Consider the following 17,484-nt stretch of genomic DNA (forward strand, 5'->3'; position numbering starts at 1 on the left):
ACTCCCCCAGGCCTGTTAAGCGTAGCGCCATCAGGCTGAACAGTGCCGGATGGCGGAGTTGCCTTACCCGGCCTACGGCTTGACGACCTTCGCCACCGCCTGCGCAAAACGCTGCATTCCGTCGTCGATATCCGCCTCGTCCACCACCAGCGACGGGGCAAAGCGCATAACGTCAGGTCCGGCATTCAGCACCATGATCCCCGCCTTCGCTGCGGCATACAGGAAATCGCGCGCCCGCCCCTTATACTGCGGCTTCAGCTCCGCGCCAATCAGCAGCCCCATGCCGCGAATATCGCTAAACAGGTCAAACTGCTCGTTAATCTGTTGCAGATGCCGGACAAATTGTTGTCGTTTCGCCTGTACGCCGTCTAATACCGCTGGCGTATTAATGATGTCGAACGCCGCCTCCGCCACCGCGCAGGCCAGCGGGTTGCCGCCGTAGGTGGAGCCATGCGACCCCACGTGAAACGCTGAGGCAATCTCCCGGGTGGTCAGCACCGCGCTTATCGGGAAGCCGCCGCCCAGCGCTTTCGCGCTGGTCAGAATGTCCGGCGTCACGCCGTAGTGCATATAGGCAAACAGATCGCCGGTGCGCCCCATGCCGCTTTGAACCTCATCAAACACCAGCAGCGCCTGATGCTGGTCGCAAAGTTCTCGCAGCCCCTGCAAAAACGCCGGCGTTGCCGCCAGCACGCCGCCTTCACCCTGAACCGGCTCCACCACCACCGCGCAGGTGTGGTCGTCCATAACCGCTTTCACGGCATGGAGATCGTTAAACGGTACGTGGATGATATCCGCCGGTTTTGGCCCGAAGCCGTCGGAGTATTTCGGCTGGCCACCTACGGTGACGGTAAACAGCGAACGCCCATGAAAGGCATTGTGAAAAGCGATAATTTTGGTTTTGAATGGACTATGACGCACGCAGGCGTAATGACGCGCCAGCTTGAAAGCCGTTTCGTTCGCTTCCGTACCGGAGTTCATAAACAGCACCCGCTCGGCGAAGGTGGCGTTAATCAGTTTACGTCCCAGACGCAGCGCCGGTTCGTTGGTGAATACGTTGCTGGTATGCCACAGCGTTTCCCCCTGGGCTTTCAGCGCCGCTACCAGCGCCGGATGGCAATGTCCCAGCGCAGTGACCGCAATCCCGCCAGCAAAATCGACGTAATCTTTGCCCTGCTGATCCCAGACCCGGCTACCATTGCCTTTCACCGGAATGAACTCTGCCGGTGCATAAACTGGCAGAATAACTTCATCAAAGGTTGCCCGGGTTACTGCCGTTTGCTCAGTTGCCATCTTGTGTCCATCCAGTTATGCCAAAACGAATGTGAGATTATAATCACAAAATATGCATAAAAAATCACTAAATGGCAACCACAAATCAGCGGTTGAGGAAATTTGCCAGCAGCTGATGCCCCTGCTCGCTGAGAATGCTTTCCGGGTGAAACTGCACCCCCTCCAGATCCCAAGCCGTATGCCGAATCCCCATAATTTCCTCGCTTTCGCTCCAGGCAGTCACCTGGAAGCAGTCGGGCAGCGTGGCGGGATCGACGATCAGAGAGTGATAGCGGGTAACGGTTAACGGGTTCGCTAACCCCTGAAAGACGCCCTGTCCGTTATGGCGGATGGGCGACGTTTTCCCGTGCATTACCTTCGCGGCGCGGACGATGGACGCGCCAAAGGCCTGCGCCATCGCCTGATGCCCCAGGCAAACCCCCAGCATCGGCACCCGTCCGGCGTAGCGGCCAATCACCGCCAGCGAAATCCCGGCCTCATCGGGCGTACAGGGGCCGGGCGAGATGACGATTTTTTGCGGACTCAGCGCATCAATTTGTGCCAGCGTCAGCTCATCGTTGCGCTTCACCAGCACGTCCGCGCCAAGCTCGCAAAAATACTGGTACAGGTTCCAGGTAAATGAATCGTAGTTATCGATAAGCAGGATCATGGCGGCTCCGGAACAAGAAAACCGCGCTATTCTACTCAGTTTCCCCGGCTTCGCTTACCCCTTTACGAAATATCGCCTGCAAGGCGCTGAGGTCGCCCATCGCCCCTTCCTGATTGGCCTGATTCCACTCCTCTACCGAAATGTCATTCCAGTGGAGCAAATAGCCAGCGTGGATCGCCAGTTGCTCAAAGAAAATACGCTGCGCCATGCCGCTGCCGAGACGAAAAGGATGCAGCACGTTGATCTCGCAATAGTAGTGCGCCAGGCGATCGACGAATTGCTCTTTCGCCAGCCCCACCAGATAGCCCTCTTCTTCCAGGTCCTGCATCAGGGCATTGCCCTCTTTTTCGATGTAGGCGAAATGGCAGAATCGGGTATCGCCCTGATAAATATCGACTTCACGCAGCTGTCCCGCCCAGTCGAACACGTCCTGGTAGAGCTGGCGATGAATGGCGCACAGGTGAGGCAAACCTCGTTTGAGCGGCCCCAGTTCAATGGTCGCCGCCCGCAGCGCCGTCAGTTCCCATGCCGCCTGCGCCAGCCGTTCGGCCTGGCGGATCGACAATCGGTTGCGCATCACGTTCAGACCAGGATAGAGATAGGGATCGCGATCGTCGCCAATTTTAGCGCTCATAGTGCCTCCGGAGTTCTTCAAGACGCGCCAGCGCCTCTTCGGCGCTTAACGTCACCAGCGGGCTGTCGACGCCTTCGAGCCGACGGCTGGCCTGGAAGTTGGCATTTCGCTGCTGCTCCCAGAGACGGGATTTTTGTCTGTCGGTGAGTTTTTTCACTGTACGCCTCCCTGATAATCTCGTGTCTGCACAAGTATAAGCAGCAAAACGCGGTTACGCAGGGCGGGAAAACTGACGCGGACGTGAACCGTCCGCGCGGGAATGTCTTATGGCAGCACTTTCGCGGAGAGGATAACGACCGGTTTTGACGGCACATTCTGGTACGGACCGACATCGTGGGTCGGAACCTGAGAAATTTTATCCGCTACCTCCATGCCTTTCACAACTTTACCAAATACGGCGTAGCCAAAGTCGCGCTGGCCGTGGTCGAGGAAGGCGTTGTCGGCGACGTTGATAAAGAACTGGCTGGTCGCGCTGTCTTTATCTGCGGTACGCGCCATCGCGATGGTGCCGCGGGTGTTACGCAGGCCGTTGTCGGCTTCGTTTTTGATCGGCGGGTTTGGCTTCTTCTGCTGCATCTGCTCGGTGAAGCCGCCGCCCTGGACCATAAAGCCTGGGATCACCCGGTGAAAGGTGGTGTTGTTGTAAAAACCGCTGTTCACATAATCGACAAAGTTCTTGACTGAAACTGGCGCTTTCTGGCTATTCAGCTCCAGTTCAATATTACCGGCAGAGGTTGTCAGCAGTACGTGCGGATCCCCTTTCGCTGCCAACGCCGCAGGAGAGAGAGCAGAAAGGGCGAAAACAGCTGCAACAGCCGCCAGGGTCGATTTGAGCATGTGAATTCCTTACGAGAGCAGTAACTAAAGCGAGTGCTTTGATTCTAAAGAGCCTTCCCTGACAAGGCCATCCCTTTACCTATTTTTACGTACCAGAAACATCTGTAACTGACTGTCGTTGCTGCTCCAGGTGATCCAGATCACATTAAAAAATGTAACGTAACCAGAAATTACCAATAAAAGTTTAAATAAATCACTTAAACGCCTAAAATCTGCCCGCTCACGGCGCAGTCAATGCGCTTTACTTACTTATACACACCCCTTTTAAATGTGTATCACTACAGGCCTGTCATGACTAACAGCAATCGCATCAAGCTCACATGGATCAGCTTTCTTTCCTACGCCCTGACCGGGGCGCTGGTTATTGTCACCGGGATGGTGATGGGAAACATCGCAGACTATTTCAACCTGCCGGTTTCCAGTATGAGTAATACCTTCACCTTCCTGAACGCCGGGATCCTGATCTCTATCTTCCTCAACGCCTGGCTGATGGAAATTGTCCCGCTAAAAACGCAGCTGCGTTTTGGCTTTATCCTGATGGTGCTGGCGGTGGCCGGGCTGATGTTCAGCCATAGCCTCGCGCTGTTCTCCGCCGCGATGTTCGTGCTTGGCCTGGTCAGCGGCATCACCATGTCGATTGGTACTTTCCTGATTACCCAGATGTACGAAGGTCGTCAGCGCGGTTCGCGTCTGCTGTTTACCGACTCTTTCTTCAGCATGGCGGGGATGATCTTCCCGATGGTCGCCGCCTTCCTGCTGGCGCGCAGCATCGAATGGTACTGGGTATATGCCGGCATTGGCCTGGTCTATGTCGCTATCTTCCTGCTGACCTTCGGCTGCGACTTCCCGGCGCTGGGCAAACATGCGCCGCAAAGCGCAACGCCGGTGGCGAAAGAAAAATGGGGGATCGGCGTGCTGTTCCTCTCCGTCGCCGCGCTGTGCTACATCCTCGGTCAGTTGGGCTTTATCTCCTGGGTGCCGGAGTACGCGAAAGGGCTGGGGATGAGTCTGAACGATGCGGGCACGCTGGTGAGTAATTTCTGGATGTCGTATATGTTCGGCATGTGGGCGTTCAGCGTTATCCTGCGTTTCTTCGACCTGCAGCGCATCCTGACGGTGCTGGCCGCTCTGGCAACGGTGCTGATGTATCTGTTCATTACCGGCACGCCTGAACATATGCCGTGGTTTATTCTCGCCCTGGGCTTCTTCTCCAGCGCCATCTATACCACCATTATTACCCTCGGCTCCCAGCAGACGAAAGCGCCGTCGCCGAAACTGGTTAACTTTGTGCTGACCTGCGGCACCATCGGCACCATGCTGACCTTCGTAGTTACCGGCCCGATTGTCGCGCACAGCGGCCCGCAGGCGGCGCTGTATACCGCCAACGGTCTGTATGCGGTGGTGTTTGTAATGTGCTTCATTCTCGGTTTCGTGACCCGTCACCGCCAGCATGAGGCGCCCGCTGCGCAGTAAAGTGTTTGCCGGATAACGACGCATTGCGTCTTATCCGGCCTGTAACTTCCCGCCATCCGTCCCCTCCTCCAAACGTCTTAGATCCCAACGCCGCGAGGAGTAAGCTGACCCGCCGAAAAACCCTGCAAATCGTATGTTATTCGTACAACCCCGAAATGTCTGACTATTCCGTTACTTATAAAAATCCTGACAAATCAGCAATATACCCATTAAGGAGTATATAAAGGCGAATTTGATTTGCATCAATAAGCGGGGTTGCTGAATCGTTAAGGTAGGCAGTAATAGAAAAGAAATCGAGGCAAAAATGAGCAAAGTCAGACTCGCTATTATCGGTAACGGTATGGTCGGCCATCGCTTTATTGAGGATCTGCTTGATAAATCCGACGCAAGCCTGTTCGATATTACCGTCTTTTGCGAAGAACCCCGCAAAGCATACGATCGTGTCCACCTGTCATCTTACTTCTCTCACCATACCGCCGAGGAACTCTCTCTGGTGCGTGAAGGCTTCTACGAGAAGCACGGCGTTAAGGTGCTGGTCGGCGAACGCGCAATCACGATTAATCGTCAAGAGAAGGTGATTCACTCCAGCGCCGGTCGTACCGTTTACTACGACAAGCTGATCATGGCCACCGGCTCCTACCCGTGGATCCCGCCAATCAAAGGCTCCGAAACCCAGGACTGCTTCGTTTACCGCACCATTGAAGATCTCAACGCCATTGAAGCCTGCGCCCGTCGCAGCAAGCGCGGCGCGGTGGTCGGCGGCGGCCTGCTGGGTCTGGAAGCGGCTGGCGCGCTGAAAAACCTCGGCGTGGAAACCCACGTCATTGAATTCGCCCCCATGCTGATGGCGGAACAGCTCGATCAGATGGGCGGCGAGCAGCTGCGGCGCAAAATTGAAAGCATGGGCGTGCGCGTGCACACCAGCAAAAACACCCAGGAGATCGTCCAGCAGGGCAGCGAAGCGCGCAAAACCATGCGTTTCGCCGACGGCAGCGAACTGGAAGTCGATTTTATCGTGTTCTCCACCGGTATTCGTCCGCGCGATAAGCTGGCCACCCAGTGCGGTCTGGAGGTCGCTGCGCGCGGCGGGATCGTCATTAACGACGCCTGCCAGACCTCTGACCCGGACATCTACGCTATCGGCGAATGCGCCAGCTGGAACAACCGCGTTTACGGCCTGGTCGCGCCGGGCTACAAGATGGCGCAGGTCGCCGTTGACCATATTTTGGGTAACGAAAACGCCTTTGAAGGCGCGGATCTGAGCGCCAAGCTGAAGCTGCTGGGCGTTGACGTCGGCGGTATTGGCGACGCGCATGGTCGCACGCCGGGCGCGCGCAGCTACGTTTACCTCGATGAAAGCAAAGAGGTTTATAAGCGCCTGATCGTAAGCTCTGACAACAAAACCCTGCTCGGGGCAGTGCTGGTGGGCGATACCAGCGACTATGGCAACCTGCTGCAGCTGGTGCTGAACGCTATTGAACTGCCGGAAAACCCGGACTCCCTGATCCTGCCTTCCCACGCGGGCAGCGGCAAGCCGTCTATCGGCGTCGATAAACTGCCCGACAGCGCGCAGATCTGCTCCTGCTTTGACGTCACCAAAGGTATGCTGGTCGCCGCCATTAATAAAGGCTGCCACACCGTCGCCGCGCTGAAAGCGGAAACCAAAGCCGGTACCGGCTGCGGCGGCTGTATCCCGCTGGTCACGCAGGTGCTGAACGCCGAGCTGGCGAAACAGGGTATCGAAGTGAATAACAACCTGTGCGAGCACTTCGCTTACTCGCGCCAGGAGTTGTTCCACCTGATTCGCGTCGAAGGCATCAAAACCTTTGAGGAACTGCTGGCGAAACACGGTAAAGGTTACGGCTGCGAAGTGTGTAAACCGACCGTCGGCTCACTGCTGGCCTCCTGCTGGAACGAGTACATTCTGAAGCCGCAGCACACGCCATTACAGGATACAAACGACAACTTCCTGGCGAATATCCAGAAAGACGGCACCTATTCCGTTATCCCACGCTCCGCAGGCGGCGAGATCACCCCGGAAGGTCTGGTGGCGGTAGGCCGTATCGCTCGTGAATTTAACCTCTACACCAAAATCACCGGCTCTCAGCGCATCGGTCTGTTTGGCGCGCAGAAAGACGATCTGCCGGAAATCTGGCGTCAACTGATTGAAGCAGGTTTTGAAACCGGTCACGCCTACGCCAAAGCGCTGCGCATGGCAAAAACCTGCGTCGGCAGCACCTGGTGCCGCTACGGCGTGGGCGACAGCGTCGGCTTCGGCGTCGAGCTGGAGAACCGCTACAAAGGCATCCGCACCCCGCACAAAATGAAGTTCGGCGTTTCTGGCTGTACCCGTGAATGTGCGGAAGCGCAGGGTAAAGACGTGGGCATTATCGCTACCGAAAAAGGCTGGAACCTGTACGTCTGCGGCAACGGCGGCATGAAACCGCGCCATGCGGATCTGCTGGCGGCGGATATCGATCGCGACACCCTGATCACCTATCTCGACCGCTTTATGATGTTCTACATCCGTACGGCGGACAAACTGACCCGTACCGCGCCGTGGCTGGATAATCTGGAAGGCGGCATCGATTACCTGAAGTCGGTGATCATCGACGATAAGCTGGGCCTGAACGCGCATCTGGAAGAAGAGATGGCGCGTCTGCGCGAAGCCGTAACCTGCGAATGGACCGAGACGGTCAATACGCCATCGGCGCAGCTTCGCTTTAAGCACTTCATCAACAGCGATAAGCGCGACCCGAACGTCCAGGTGGTGCCTGAACGTGAACAGCATCGTCCGGCCACGCCGTACGAACGCATCCCGGTAACTCTGGTGGAGGAAAACGTATGAGCCAGTGGATTAACATCTGCAACATCGACGCCATTCTGCCTGCCACCGGCGTCTGCGCCCTGTTAGGCGACGAGCAGGTCGCGATTTTTCGCCCTTACCATAGCGATCAGGTGTTCGCCATCAGCAATATCGACCCGTTCTTTGAGTCCAGCGTCCTCTCCCGCGGGCTGATTGCCGAGCACGAGGGTGAGCTGTGGGTCGCCAGCCCGCTGAAAAAACAGCGTTTCCGCCTGCGCGACGGATTGTGCATGGAAGACGAGAGTCATTCCGTGGCCCATTACGAAGCGCGAGTGAAAGACGGCATCGTGCAGCTGCGCGGGTAATCTATTTTAGGGAGGCGTAACGCCTCCCTTTTTAACGTATGCCAGGTCTGACTTTTACAGGCCCGGTAAGGATGGCAATGACCATTGCTGCCTGGCGGCATAATGCCTTATCCGGCCTACGGTTACGTTTTTTATTTTTATATTTCAAGGGTAATCAATTCTATGTACACAGACACCATCAACAAGTGTGCGGCTAACGCTGCGCGCATCGCTCGCCTGTCGGCGAAAAACCCGCTGGGATTCTGGGTAAGTTCCGCAATGGCGGGGGCTTACGTCGGCCTCGGCATCATTCTTATTTTCACCCTGGGCAATCTGCTCGATCCCTCCGTGCGTCCGCTGGTAATGGGCGCAACCTTTGGTATCGCCTTAACGCTGGTGATTATCGCCGGTTCCGAACTGTTTACCGGACACACCATGTTTCTGACGCTTGGCGTCAAAGCCGGAGCAATCAGCCACGGCCAGATGTGGGCCATTCTGCCGCAGACCTGGCTTGGCAATCTGCTTGGCTCGGTGTTTGTCGCGCTGATGTACAGCTGGGGCGGCGGCAGCCTGCTGCCGGTCGATACCAGCATCGTCCATTCCGTCGCGCTGGCGAAAACCACCGCGCCGGCCACGGTGCTGTTCTTCAAAGGCGCGCTGTGCAACTGGCTGGTCTGTCTGGCGATCTGGATGGCGATCCGCACCGAGGGCGCGGCTAAATTCATGGCGATCTGGTGGTGCCTGCTGGCGTTTATCGCCTCCGGCTACGAACACTCCATCGCGAACATGACGCTGTTCGCCCTCTCCTGGTTTGGTCACCATAGCGAAGCCTATACCCTGGCGGGAATTGGTCATAACCTGCTGTGGGTCACTCTGGGCAATACTTTGTCCGGCGCCGTATTCATGGGATTAGGTTATTGGTATGCTACGCCAAAAGCGGAGCGTCCGGCTCCGGCGAAGACCAGCCAAACAGAGGCCGTAGCCAATCATTAAGGGGTAATGTCGTGGACCATTTGCCTATATTTTGTCAACTTCGTGACCGCGACTGTTTAATCGTCGGCGGTGGTGATGTCGCAGAACGCAAAGCGCGGTTACTGCTGGAAGCGGGCGCACGTTTAACGGTAAATGCGCTGGCGTTTATTCCCCAGTTCACCGTATGGGCAGATGAAGGCATGTTGACCCTCGTTGAAGGGCCGTTTGAAGAGGCCCTTCTCGATCCTTGCTGGCTGGTGATCGCCGCCACCGATGACGATGCGGTTAACCAGCGCGTCAGCGACGCGGCGGAATCACGCCGTATCTTCTGTAACGTGGTCGATGCGCCGAAAGCCGCCAGCTTTATTATGCCGTCGATTATCGATCGTTCGCCGCTGATGGTGGCGGTCTCCTCCGGCGGCACCTCGCCGGTTCTGGCGCGCCTGCTGCGTGAAAAGCTGGAATCCCTGCTGCCCCAGCATCTCGGACAGGTTGCCCATTACGCCGGTAAACTGCGTTCCCGGGTGAAGCAACAGTTCGCTACGATGGGCGAACGCCGTCGCTTCTGGGAAAAATTCTTTGTTAACGATCGTCTCGACCAGTCGCTGGCCAATGCCGACCAGAAAGCGGTGGCCGAAGTTACAGAGCAACTGCTGAGCGAGCCGTTGGATCATCGCGGCGAGGTAGTGCTGGTGGGCGCAGGACCGGGCGATGCCGGACTTCTGACCCTGAAAGGGCTGCAACAGATCCAGCAGGCCGACGTGGTGGTGTATGACCGCCTGGTTTCTGACGATATTATGAACCTTGTGCGCCGCGATGCGGATCGCGTATTCGTCGGTAAACGCGCGGGTTATCACTGCGTGCCACAGGAAGAAATTAACCAAATCCTGCTGCGTGAAGCGCAAAAAGGTAAACGCGTGGTGCGTCTGAAAGGCGGCGATCCATTTATCTTTGGTCGCGGCGGCGAAGAGCTGGAAACCCTGTGTCACGCGGGTATTCCCTTCTCGGTGGTGCCGGGAATCACCGCCGCTTCCGGCTGCTCTGCCTATTCCGGCATCCCGCTGACCCATCGCGACTATGCGCAAAGCGTGCGGCTGGTTACCGGACACCTGAAAACCGGCGGCGAGCTGGACTGGGAAAACCTGGCGGCGGAAAAGCAGACGCTGGTGTTTTATATGGGGCTGAATCAGGCTGCCACTATCCAGCAGAAACTGATTGAATTTGGCATGCAGGCGGATATGCCGGTCGCGCTGGTGGAAAACGGCACCGCCGTCAAACAACGCGTGGTGAAAGGGGAATTAGCGCGCTTAGGCGAACTGGCGACGCAGGTGGCAAGCCCCGCGCTGATTATTGTTGGTCGCGTTGTCGGTTTACGCGAAAAATTAAACTGGTTCTCTAATCATTAATTCATTCCATTTTTCAGATTAAGGGCGGCATCGTCTGGCCTTTTTTATTTCTGGCGTGCAGGAAAACAAAAAGTCCGGAAACGGACTTTTATCTAACCAACTGATTTAAATTAACTTAATGGATTCAACACGCCTCTATTGCCATTCCCTTACTGACGACAAAAAGAGATTACGTTATCGTCGCAAACGGATAGCGAAAGCATATTCGACTGATCCATAGTTAATTGATTAATTATTTTTTACATAGGAAATGTAAATGAACAAATTTATTAAAATGGCACTGGTGGGAGCGGCACTGGCGACGCTTACGGCGTGTACGGGACACGTAGAAAACCGCAATAAAACCTGCTCTTACGACTACCTGCTGCACCCGGCTATCTCTATTTCTAAAATCATCGGCGGCTGCGGTCCGGCAGCAGAGTAAACCTCGACTTTGCGCAGATACAAAAAAACCGGGAAATCCCGGTTTTTTCATTTCACACGCTCAATTACGGCTTCGCGACAAAACCAATCGCTTCATATACCGCTTTCAGCGTTTCAGACGCGCGGGCGCTGGCTTTTTCCGCCCCTTCCTTCATCACTTTTTGCAGGAAGGCTTCGTCATTGCGGAAACGATGATAGCGCTCCTGCAGCCCGGTCAGCATACCGGAAACCGCTTCGGCCACTTCACCTTTCAGGTGACCATACATCTTGCCTTCAAAGTGTTTTTCCAGCTCAGGGATGCTCTGGCCGGTAACGGCGGAGAGGATGTCCAGCAGGTTAGAGACGCCCGCTTTGTTCTGGATGTCGTAACGCACCACCGGCGGCTCGTCGGAGTCCGTCACCGCGCGTTTAATCTTCTTCACCACCGATTTCGGATCTTCCAGCAAACCGATCACGTTGTTGCGGTTGTCGTCCGATTTGGACATCTTCTTCGTCGGCTCCAGCAGCGACATGACGCGCGCGCCGGACTTCGGAATAAACGGCTCAGGGACTTTGAAGATCTCGCCATACAGCGCGTTAAAACGCTGGGCGATATCGCGGCTCAGTTCCAGATGCTGCTTCTGGTCTTCACCCACCGGCACCTGGTTAGTCTGGTACAGCAGAATATCCGCCGCCATCAGCACCGGATAATCGAACAGACCGGCGTTGATGTTTTCGGCATAACGCGCTGACTTGTCTTTGAACTGAGTCATACGGCTCAGTTCACCGAAATAGGTGTAACAGTTCAGCGCCCAGCTCAGCTGCGCATGTTCCGGCACGTGAGACTGAACGAAGATGGTGCTCTTTTCCGGATCGATACCACATGCCAGATACAGCGCCAGCGTATCCAGCGTTGCTTTACGCAGCTGCTGCGCATCCTGGCGTACGGTGATGGCATGCTGGTCAACGATACAGTAGATGCAGTGGTAGTCATCCTGCATGTTCACCCACTGACGCAGCGCACCCATATAGTTGCCAATGGTCAATTCACCTGAGGGCTGTGCGCCACTAAAAACGATGGGCTTAGTCATTTTTCGATTCCTGATTTTCGCTATGCGGAAGCCCGAGAGCGGGCAAAAGTTCATTAATGCTGTCGAAGATAACGTCAGGCTGGCTCAGGGCGATCGGTTCGCCGTAGTTGTAGCCATAGGTCAGCCCGACGGAGGGGCAGCCTGCCGCTTTTGCAGCCTGAATATCATTACGCGAATCCCCGACAAAGAGCAATTGCGCTGGCTCGATGCCAAGCCGGCTTGCCACCAGCAGCAGCGGATCCGGATGCGGTTTTTTGTTTTGCACATCATCACCGCCAATGACCACGCTGAAATATTTGCTGATATCCAGCGCATCGAGCAGCGGCGCGACAAACGGCGTAGGCTTGTTGGTCACCAGACCTAACGCCAGCCCCTTCGCGTGCAATGCGCCGAGCGTATCGGCAACGCCGGAGAACAGAAAGGTTCCCTCTTCCGCGACCTCGCCATAATAGCGGTCAAACAGCTTACGCAGTATACGCACCTGCTCCTCAGCGGGAATATCTTCATCAACGGGCGGTTTGCCCTGGGACTTACGCAACGTGGCGCGCTCCTGGCGGGACCAGGCAAGCGCACGTTCCATTAACACGTCTGCACCATTGCCAATCCAGGTAATCACCCGTTCTTCACCCGCTGTCGGCAGCTCCAGCGCGTACAGCGCCATATCCACGGCGGCGGTTAGTCCCGGCGCGCTGTCCACCAGCGTGCCGTCGAGATCGAAAGCGACGCCCCGAATATCCTGAAATTTATTCATGACTTACCTTTGCCAGTTCACTGCGCATTTCATCAATCACTTTTTTGTAGTCTGGCTGGTCAAAAATGGCAGAGCCCGCGACGAACATATCGGCGCCCGCCGCGGCGATTTCGCCGATATTATTCACCTTAACGCCGCCGTCGACCTCCAGACGAATGTCGTAGCCCGATTCATCAATGCGCCGACGAACTTCACGCAGCTTGTTCAGCGTTTGCGGAATGAAGGACTGTCCGCCAAAGCCGGGATTGACGGACATCAGCAGAATCACGTCCAGCTTATCCATCACGTAGTCGAGATAGCTCAGCGGCGTCGCCGGATTGAAGACCAGACCCGCCTGACAGCCGTGCTCTTTGATCAGCTGTAGAGTCCGGTCAACGTGCCCGGAAGCCTCCGGATGAAAAGTAATAATGCTGGCGCCAGCGGCGGCGAAATCCGGCACGATGCGATCGACCGGTTCCACCATCAGATGCACATCAATCGGCGCGGCAATGCCGTATTTACGCAGAGATTTCAGCACCATCGGGCCAATAGTGAGGTTGGGTACGTAGTGGTTGTCCATCACGTCGAAGTGTACGACATCAGCGCCGGCAGCGAGCGCTTTCGCGGTGTCCTCACCCAGGCGGGCAAAATCAGCCGACAGAATTGAGGGGGCAATCAAATACTGTTTCATCCGCTTCTCCTTGAGAATTATTTTTTCGCGGGTGAAACGACTCCTGGTTTGTACAGAGCCAGCAGTTCGTCCACCTTTTTACGTGTGCCGCCGTTGCTGCTAATACTGCGTCGCACTTTGACCTGAAAATGTGTCGCCTGTTTATACCATTCGCGGGTATCGGGCGTGTCATGGTTCGAAATTAACACCGGGATACGCTTTTTTACCAGCTTCTCAGCCAACTTAGCCAGATGCGCCTGCTCTTTCGGGCTGAAGCTGTTGGTGTGATAGGCGGTGAAATTGGCGGTTGCGGACAACGGCGCATAGGGCGGATCGCAATACACCACCGAGTTGCTGTCCGCGCGATTCATACACTCTTCATACGAGAGGCAATAAAACTCGGCGTTCTGCGCCTTTTGCGCAAAGTGATACAGCTCCGCTTCCGGGAAATAAGGTTTTTTGTAACGTCCAAACGGAACGTTAAACTCGCCGCGCAGGTTGTAGCGACACAGGCCGTTGTAACCATAGCGGTTCAGATACAGGAACAGCACCGCCCGGCGGAAAGGGTCCTGGCTGGCGTTGAACTCTTCGCGAAACCGGTAGTACACCTCGGGCTGATTAGTCTGTGGATTAAACAGTTCGCGGGAAGCCTGCACGTACTCTTCAGTGCGCAACTTTACAATGTTGTAGAGACTGATCAGATCGCTGTTGATATCGGAAAGAATATAACGAGAAAAATCGGTGTTAAGAAATACCGATCCGGCGCCCACAAAGGGTTCGATCAGGCATTCACCCTCCGGTAAATGCCTTTTAATATCATCCAGCAGAGGGTACTTCCCCCCTGCCCACTTCAGAAAAGCGCGATTTTTTTTCATGCTGACTAACAAATTACACCTTCTCCGGCTGTGGAGAAAGCTCCGACAGCATCCTGCGCTTTAGCGCCATGTCCCACCACGGGGGCGCGGCGTCAACGCAGAGCCACCCCCAACCGTGGGCATAGCTTTTATTATTTCAAATCGGCCTGAACCTGATGTAGCGGTTTCGCCCACGGATTCTTCGCCTGCACGTCGGCTGGCAGCGTGGACACAGCGCGTTTCGCCTCATCTTTCGACGCATAAACGCCCGATACCAGAACATACCACGGCTGACCGTTACGCGTCGTCTGATACACCACATAGTTTTTCAGATTCTCTTTCTTCGCCCAACCGTTCAGGTTGTCGTAATTAGAAGAGCTGCTCAACTGCAGGGTGTAATGGCTGGACGGCGCGGATTTCAGCGATCCCACGTTACCGCTGCTTTTCGCGCTGCCCGTCGATGCCGCTGGCGTACTCTGAGTCTGGGCCGGGGCTGCCTTCTGTACAGGTGCTACGTTCGCCGTGGCTTTAGGCGCTGTCGTCGCCGCTGGCGCGGAAGCCGTTTGCTTCGGCGTTACGGCGGGCTCAGTGCGTTTCGGCTGCGCGGCTGGCTTTGGCTCCGCTGGCGTCGCTTTCGCGGTCGTGTGCGTTTTCTTCGGCTCAATCACCGCCTGCTTACGCTCCGGACGGTTCGTCGGACGTTCGCTGACCGGGGCAGACGCCGTCTGGCGCGGCGCGTTGCCATTCCGTACCGGCGCAACGGTGGCGGGTTCAGTCGGCAGCGTCGAGTTCACGACCACGTTATTCATCTGTTCCTGACCCTGCGGCTGCGTCAGCGCGCTGTTCAGGTCGCCCTGCACTTCTACGCGCTGCTGGCCCTCCGCTGTCGGCGGAACCTGACCCTGGGTCGGCGTGGAAGAGATCGGCGGCAGCGAAACTTCCTGCGGCGCGTTGCCGGCGGTCTGTTCGGCAGAGGTGGTGCCCGGGGCGGGCTGCGCGCCGTTTGCCTGGTCAGCGGCATTGCCGGAAAGGTCGATACTCTTCTCATCGGACGCCGTCTGATTATTTGCCGAAGGCGTGGATGGCGCTTTCAGCGCGGAACCAATCCCGATGATCAGCAGCAGCAGAACCAGCACGCCTACGCCCATCATCATATACTGACGGGAAGCCGGTTTACTGGCCGCTTTTTTACGCTTACGCGGACGGCGCTCTACGCGCTCTTCATCCACGAATGCCTCATCGGATTCGTAAACGTCTTCGCTCTCAGGCTCTTCGGGACGCTCTCTGCGACCGCGGGTGGGACGGCGATCGTCAGCATCCAGATCCACATCATCGAAGTTGATCTGCGGTTCGCCGCGTTCAGAAGATTGTCGAGAACGACCAGGGCGACGATCGCTGGGATCGGGTTTCAGCTCGTCTTCTGGTTTGAATTCATCCATTTAACACCCCACTCAAAGGCGAATGCTTACCACGCTGCATTACGCCTGAATTTAAATGGCCGATGCGTAAGCCGCATCAGTCCGACCTTTCTTGTTGTTACGCCTGCTGACAGTCAGCAATCGCGTTAAGTACGATTTCGTGCGACACTCCGCCGCGCACTTCGCTTTTCCCTATTGCCAGCGGAAGCACTAAACGCATCTCTCCCGCCAACACTTTTTTATCACGCAACATGTGCGGCAGGTAAGCCTGCGCAGACATCTCGCGCGGTCCGTTCACCGGTAAACCAGCGCGCTGAAGTAAAGTGATGATGCGCTGCGTCTCCTCCGGCGTAAACTGCCCCAGACGTTCCGACGTGCGCGCCGCCATTACCATACCAGCCGCGACCGCTTCACCGTGTAACCAATTGCCATAACCCATTTCCGCCTCAATGGCGTGTCCATAGGTATGACCCAGATTCAGTAAAGCACGTAAGCCGGTTTCGCGCTCGTCTGCGGCGACAACTTCGGCCTTCAGCTCACAACAACGGCGAATACAGTAAGCCATTGCCGCGCCGTCCAGACGCAGTAACGCATCCAGATTCTCTTCCAGCCAGAGAAAGAATTCACCGTCGAGAATAATGCCGTACTTGATCACTTCAGCGAGGCCGGAGGCCAGTTCGCGGGCAGGCAGCGTTTTCAGACAGTCGAGATCCACCACCACCGAAGCGGGCTGGTAAAACGCGCCGATCATGTTTTTGCCGAGAGGGTGGTTTACCGCGGTTTTTCCGCCAACGGAGGAGTCGACCTGCGATAAGAGAGTGGTCGGAACCTGGATGAAGCGTACGCCGCGCTGATAGCTGGCGGCGGCAAAGCCAGTCAGATCGCCAATCACGCCGCCGCCAAGGGCGACCAGCGTCGTGTCGCGGCCATGCGGTTTTTGCAGTAAGGCGGTAAATACCGTATCCAGCACCGCCAGGCTCTTATACTGCTCGCCGTCAGGCAGGATGACGCTGTCAACGTTAATACCCGCGCGTTCAAGTACGCCGCGAATCTTATCAAGATAAAGGGGAGCCAGGGTTTCGTTGGTCACCAACATAACCTGATCGCCCGATTTCAGCGGTAAGAAAGAAGCCGGTTCGTTAAACAAACCAGCCGCGATGGTGATAGGGTAACTACGTTCCCCGAGAGTGACGGTAATCCTCTCCATGACGCGACATCCACCTTAATAGCTAGTAGCCGGTGTATTAAGCCAGAATCAGTTGCTTTCCAGCATATGAATGATCTGGTTTGCAACGACCTTGGCGCTCTGATCGTCGGTGCGAATGGTTACGTCGGCAATCTCTTCATACAGCGGATTGCGTTCGTTAGCCAATGCTTCCAGAACCTCGCGAGGCGGCGCTTCTACCTGCAACAGCGGTCGTTTTTTATCACGCTGCGTACGCGCAAGTTGTTTTTCGATGGTCGTTTCGAGGTAAACCACGACGCCACGCGCGGAAAGACGGTTACGGGTTTCACGCGATTTAACAGAGCCACCGCCGGTAGCCAGCACAATACCCTGTTTTTCCGTCAATTCGTTAATGACTTTCTCTTCACGATCGCGGAAGCCGTCTTCGCCTTCAACGTCGAAGACCCAGCCCACATCAGCTCCGGTGCGTTTCTCAATCTCTTGATCAGAATCGTAAAATTCCATATTGAGTTGTTGAGCTAACTGGCGCCCAATAGTGCTTTTTCCGGCACCCATAGGCCCAACCAGAAAGATATTGCGTTTCTCTGCCATTTTTTCGGTACTACTAAGACTGATCGTTAATGATAAACCCGCTTCGCCGACACTGAGCGCAGCAGGACATGAACTGAAACCTCATAAGATATTGCGAGAGTCAGACTAAAAATTATCTCAATACTCAA

The 17,484-nt window shown here is 55.9% G+C and carries 18 protein-coding genes; 6 read left to right on the forward strand and 12 right to left on the reverse strand.

The genetic code is table 11. The features are described from left to right. Positions 1-72 precede the first annotated feature (72 nt). From argD to ppiA, 5 genes are all read right to left on the reverse strand, one after another. On the reverse strand, positions 73-1,293 hold the full coding sequence (gene argD, locus K7R23_RS04255; RefSeq protein ID WP_012908379.1) for a bifunctional acetylornithine/succinyldiaminopimelate transaminase: 1,221 nt from the start codon (positions 1,291-1,293) through the stop codon (positions 73-75). Positions 1,294-1,378: 85 nt separating this feature from the next. Further along, positions 1,379-1,942 (reverse strand): aminodeoxychorismate synthase component 2, encoded by a 564-nt coding sequence (gene pabA / locus K7R23_RS04260; RefSeq protein WP_012908378.1) that lies wholly within the window; start codon positions 1,940-1,942, stop codon positions 1,379-1,381. Positions 1,943-1,973: 31 nt separating this feature from the next. Then, a complete protein-coding gene (locus K7R23_RS04265; protein ID WP_012908377.1) occupies positions 1,974-2,576 on the reverse strand; it encodes a putative adenosine monophosphate-protein transferase Fic in 603 nt (200 codons plus the stop codon). Then, complete coding sequence (locus tag K7R23_RS04270) at positions 2,566-2,733, reverse strand: YhfG family protein (RefSeq protein ID WP_012908376.1); 168 nt, start codon at positions 2,731-2,733, stop codon at positions 2,566-2,568. The genes K7R23_RS04265 and K7R23_RS04270 overlap by 11 nt, the downstream gene beginning before the upstream one ends. Positions 2,734-2,840: 107 nt before the next feature. Further along, the gene (gene ppiA / locus K7R23_RS04275; RefSeq protein WP_012908375.1) at positions 2,841-3,413 is read right to left on the reverse strand and encodes a peptidylprolyl isomerase A; all 573 of its coding nucleotides are present in this window, start codon (positions 3,411-3,413) and stop codon (positions 2,841-2,843) included. Positions 3,414-3,704: 291 nt separating this feature from the next. On the opposite strand from ppiA, the gene tsgA reads away from it, so the two are divergent. From tsgA to K7R23_RS04305, 6 genes are all read left to right on the forward strand, one after another. Then, on the forward strand, positions 3,705-4,886 hold the full coding sequence (gene tsgA / locus K7R23_RS04280) for an MFS transporter TsgA (RefSeq protein WP_012908374.1): 1,182 nt from the start codon (positions 3,705-3,707) through the stop codon (positions 4,884-4,886). A 304-nt stretch (positions 4,887-5,190) separates the two neighbouring features. Continuing rightward, positions 5,191-7,734: an NADPH-nitrite reductase large subunit gene (gene nirB / locus K7R23_RS04285; RefSeq protein ID WP_012908373.1), complete on the forward strand. Its 2,544-nt coding sequence runs from the start codon at positions 5,191-5,193 to the stop codon at positions 7,732-7,734. Continuing rightward, entirely contained in the window at positions 7,731-8,057 is a 327-nt protein-coding gene (gene nirD / locus K7R23_RS04290) for a nitrite reductase small subunit NirD (RefSeq protein WP_012908372.1), read from the forward strand. Before nirB ends, nirD begins: the two co-directional genes overlap by 4 nt. Positions 8,058-8,219: 162 nt before the next feature. Then, positions 8,220-9,029: a nitrite transporter NirC gene (gene nirC, locus K7R23_RS04295; RefSeq protein WP_012908371.1), complete on the forward strand. Its 810-nt coding sequence runs from the start codon at positions 8,220-8,222 to the stop codon at positions 9,027-9,029. Positions 9,030-9,040: 11 nt separating this feature from the next. Further along, complete coding sequence (gene cysG, locus K7R23_RS04300; protein WP_012908370.1) at positions 9,041-10,414, forward strand: siroheme synthase CysG; 1,374 nt, start codon at positions 9,041-9,043, stop codon at positions 10,412-10,414. A 256-nt stretch (positions 10,415-10,670) separates the two neighbouring features. Continuing rightward, positions 10,671-10,838: a YhfL family protein gene (locus K7R23_RS04305; RefSeq protein ID WP_012908369.1), complete on the forward strand. Its 168-nt coding sequence runs from the start codon at positions 10,671-10,673 to the stop codon at positions 10,836-10,838. Between the two features lie 64 nt (positions 10,839-10,902). On the opposite strand, the gene trpS is transcribed toward K7R23_RS04305, so the two are convergent. The 7 genes from trpS to aroK all read right to left on the reverse strand — a co-directional run bounded on the left by trpS (position 10,903) and on the right by aroK (position 17,356). Further along, on the reverse strand, positions 10,903-11,907 hold the full coding sequence (trpS, locus tag K7R23_RS04310; RefSeq protein WP_012908368.1) for a tryptophan--tRNA ligase: 1,005 nt from the start codon (positions 11,905-11,907) through the stop codon (positions 10,903-10,905). Beyond that, positions 11,900-12,658 carry a phosphoglycolate phosphatase gene (gene gph, locus K7R23_RS04315; protein ID WP_012908367.1) on the reverse strand — a complete coding sequence of 253 codons (759 nt, stop codon included), beginning with the start codon at positions 12,656-12,658 and terminating at the stop codon, positions 11,900-11,902. The genes trpS and gph overlap by 8 nt, the downstream gene beginning before the upstream one ends. Then, positions 12,651-13,328 (reverse strand): ribulose-phosphate 3-epimerase, encoded by a 678-nt coding sequence (rpe, locus tag K7R23_RS04320; protein ID WP_012908366.1) that lies wholly within the window; start codon positions 13,326-13,328, stop codon positions 12,651-12,653. Before rpe ends, gph begins: the two co-directional genes overlap by 8 nt. 17 nt (positions 13,329-13,345) lie before the next feature. Next, positions 13,346-14,182 (reverse strand): adenine-specific DNA-methyltransferase, encoded by an 837-nt coding sequence (dam, locus tag K7R23_RS04325; protein WP_012908365.1) that lies wholly within the window; start codon positions 14,180-14,182, stop codon positions 13,346-13,348. 131 nt (positions 14,183-14,313) lie between these two features. Then, positions 14,314-15,600: a cell division protein DamX gene (gene damX, locus K7R23_RS04330; protein WP_012908364.1), complete on the reverse strand. Its 1,287-nt coding sequence runs from the start codon at positions 15,598-15,600 to the stop codon at positions 14,314-14,316. Between the two features lie 97 nt (positions 15,601-15,697). Then, positions 15,698-16,786 (reverse strand): 3-dehydroquinate synthase, encoded by a 1,089-nt coding sequence (aroB, locus tag K7R23_RS04335; RefSeq protein ID WP_012908363.1) that lies wholly within the window; start codon positions 16,784-16,786, stop codon positions 15,698-15,700. Positions 16,787-16,834: 48 nt separating this feature from the next. Then, the gene (gene aroK / locus K7R23_RS04340; protein WP_012135498.1) at positions 16,835-17,356 is read right to left on the reverse strand and encodes a shikimate kinase AroK; all 522 of its coding nucleotides are present in this window, start codon (positions 17,354-17,356) and stop codon (positions 16,835-16,837) included. Between the last annotated feature and the right edge of the window lie 128 nt (positions 17,357-17,484).

This window comes from Citrobacter rodentium NBRC 105723 = DSM 16636, from assembly GCF_021278985.1.
GTDB lineage: Bacteria > Pseudomonadota > Gammaproteobacteria > Enterobacterales > Enterobacteriaceae > Citrobacter_A > Citrobacter_A rodentium.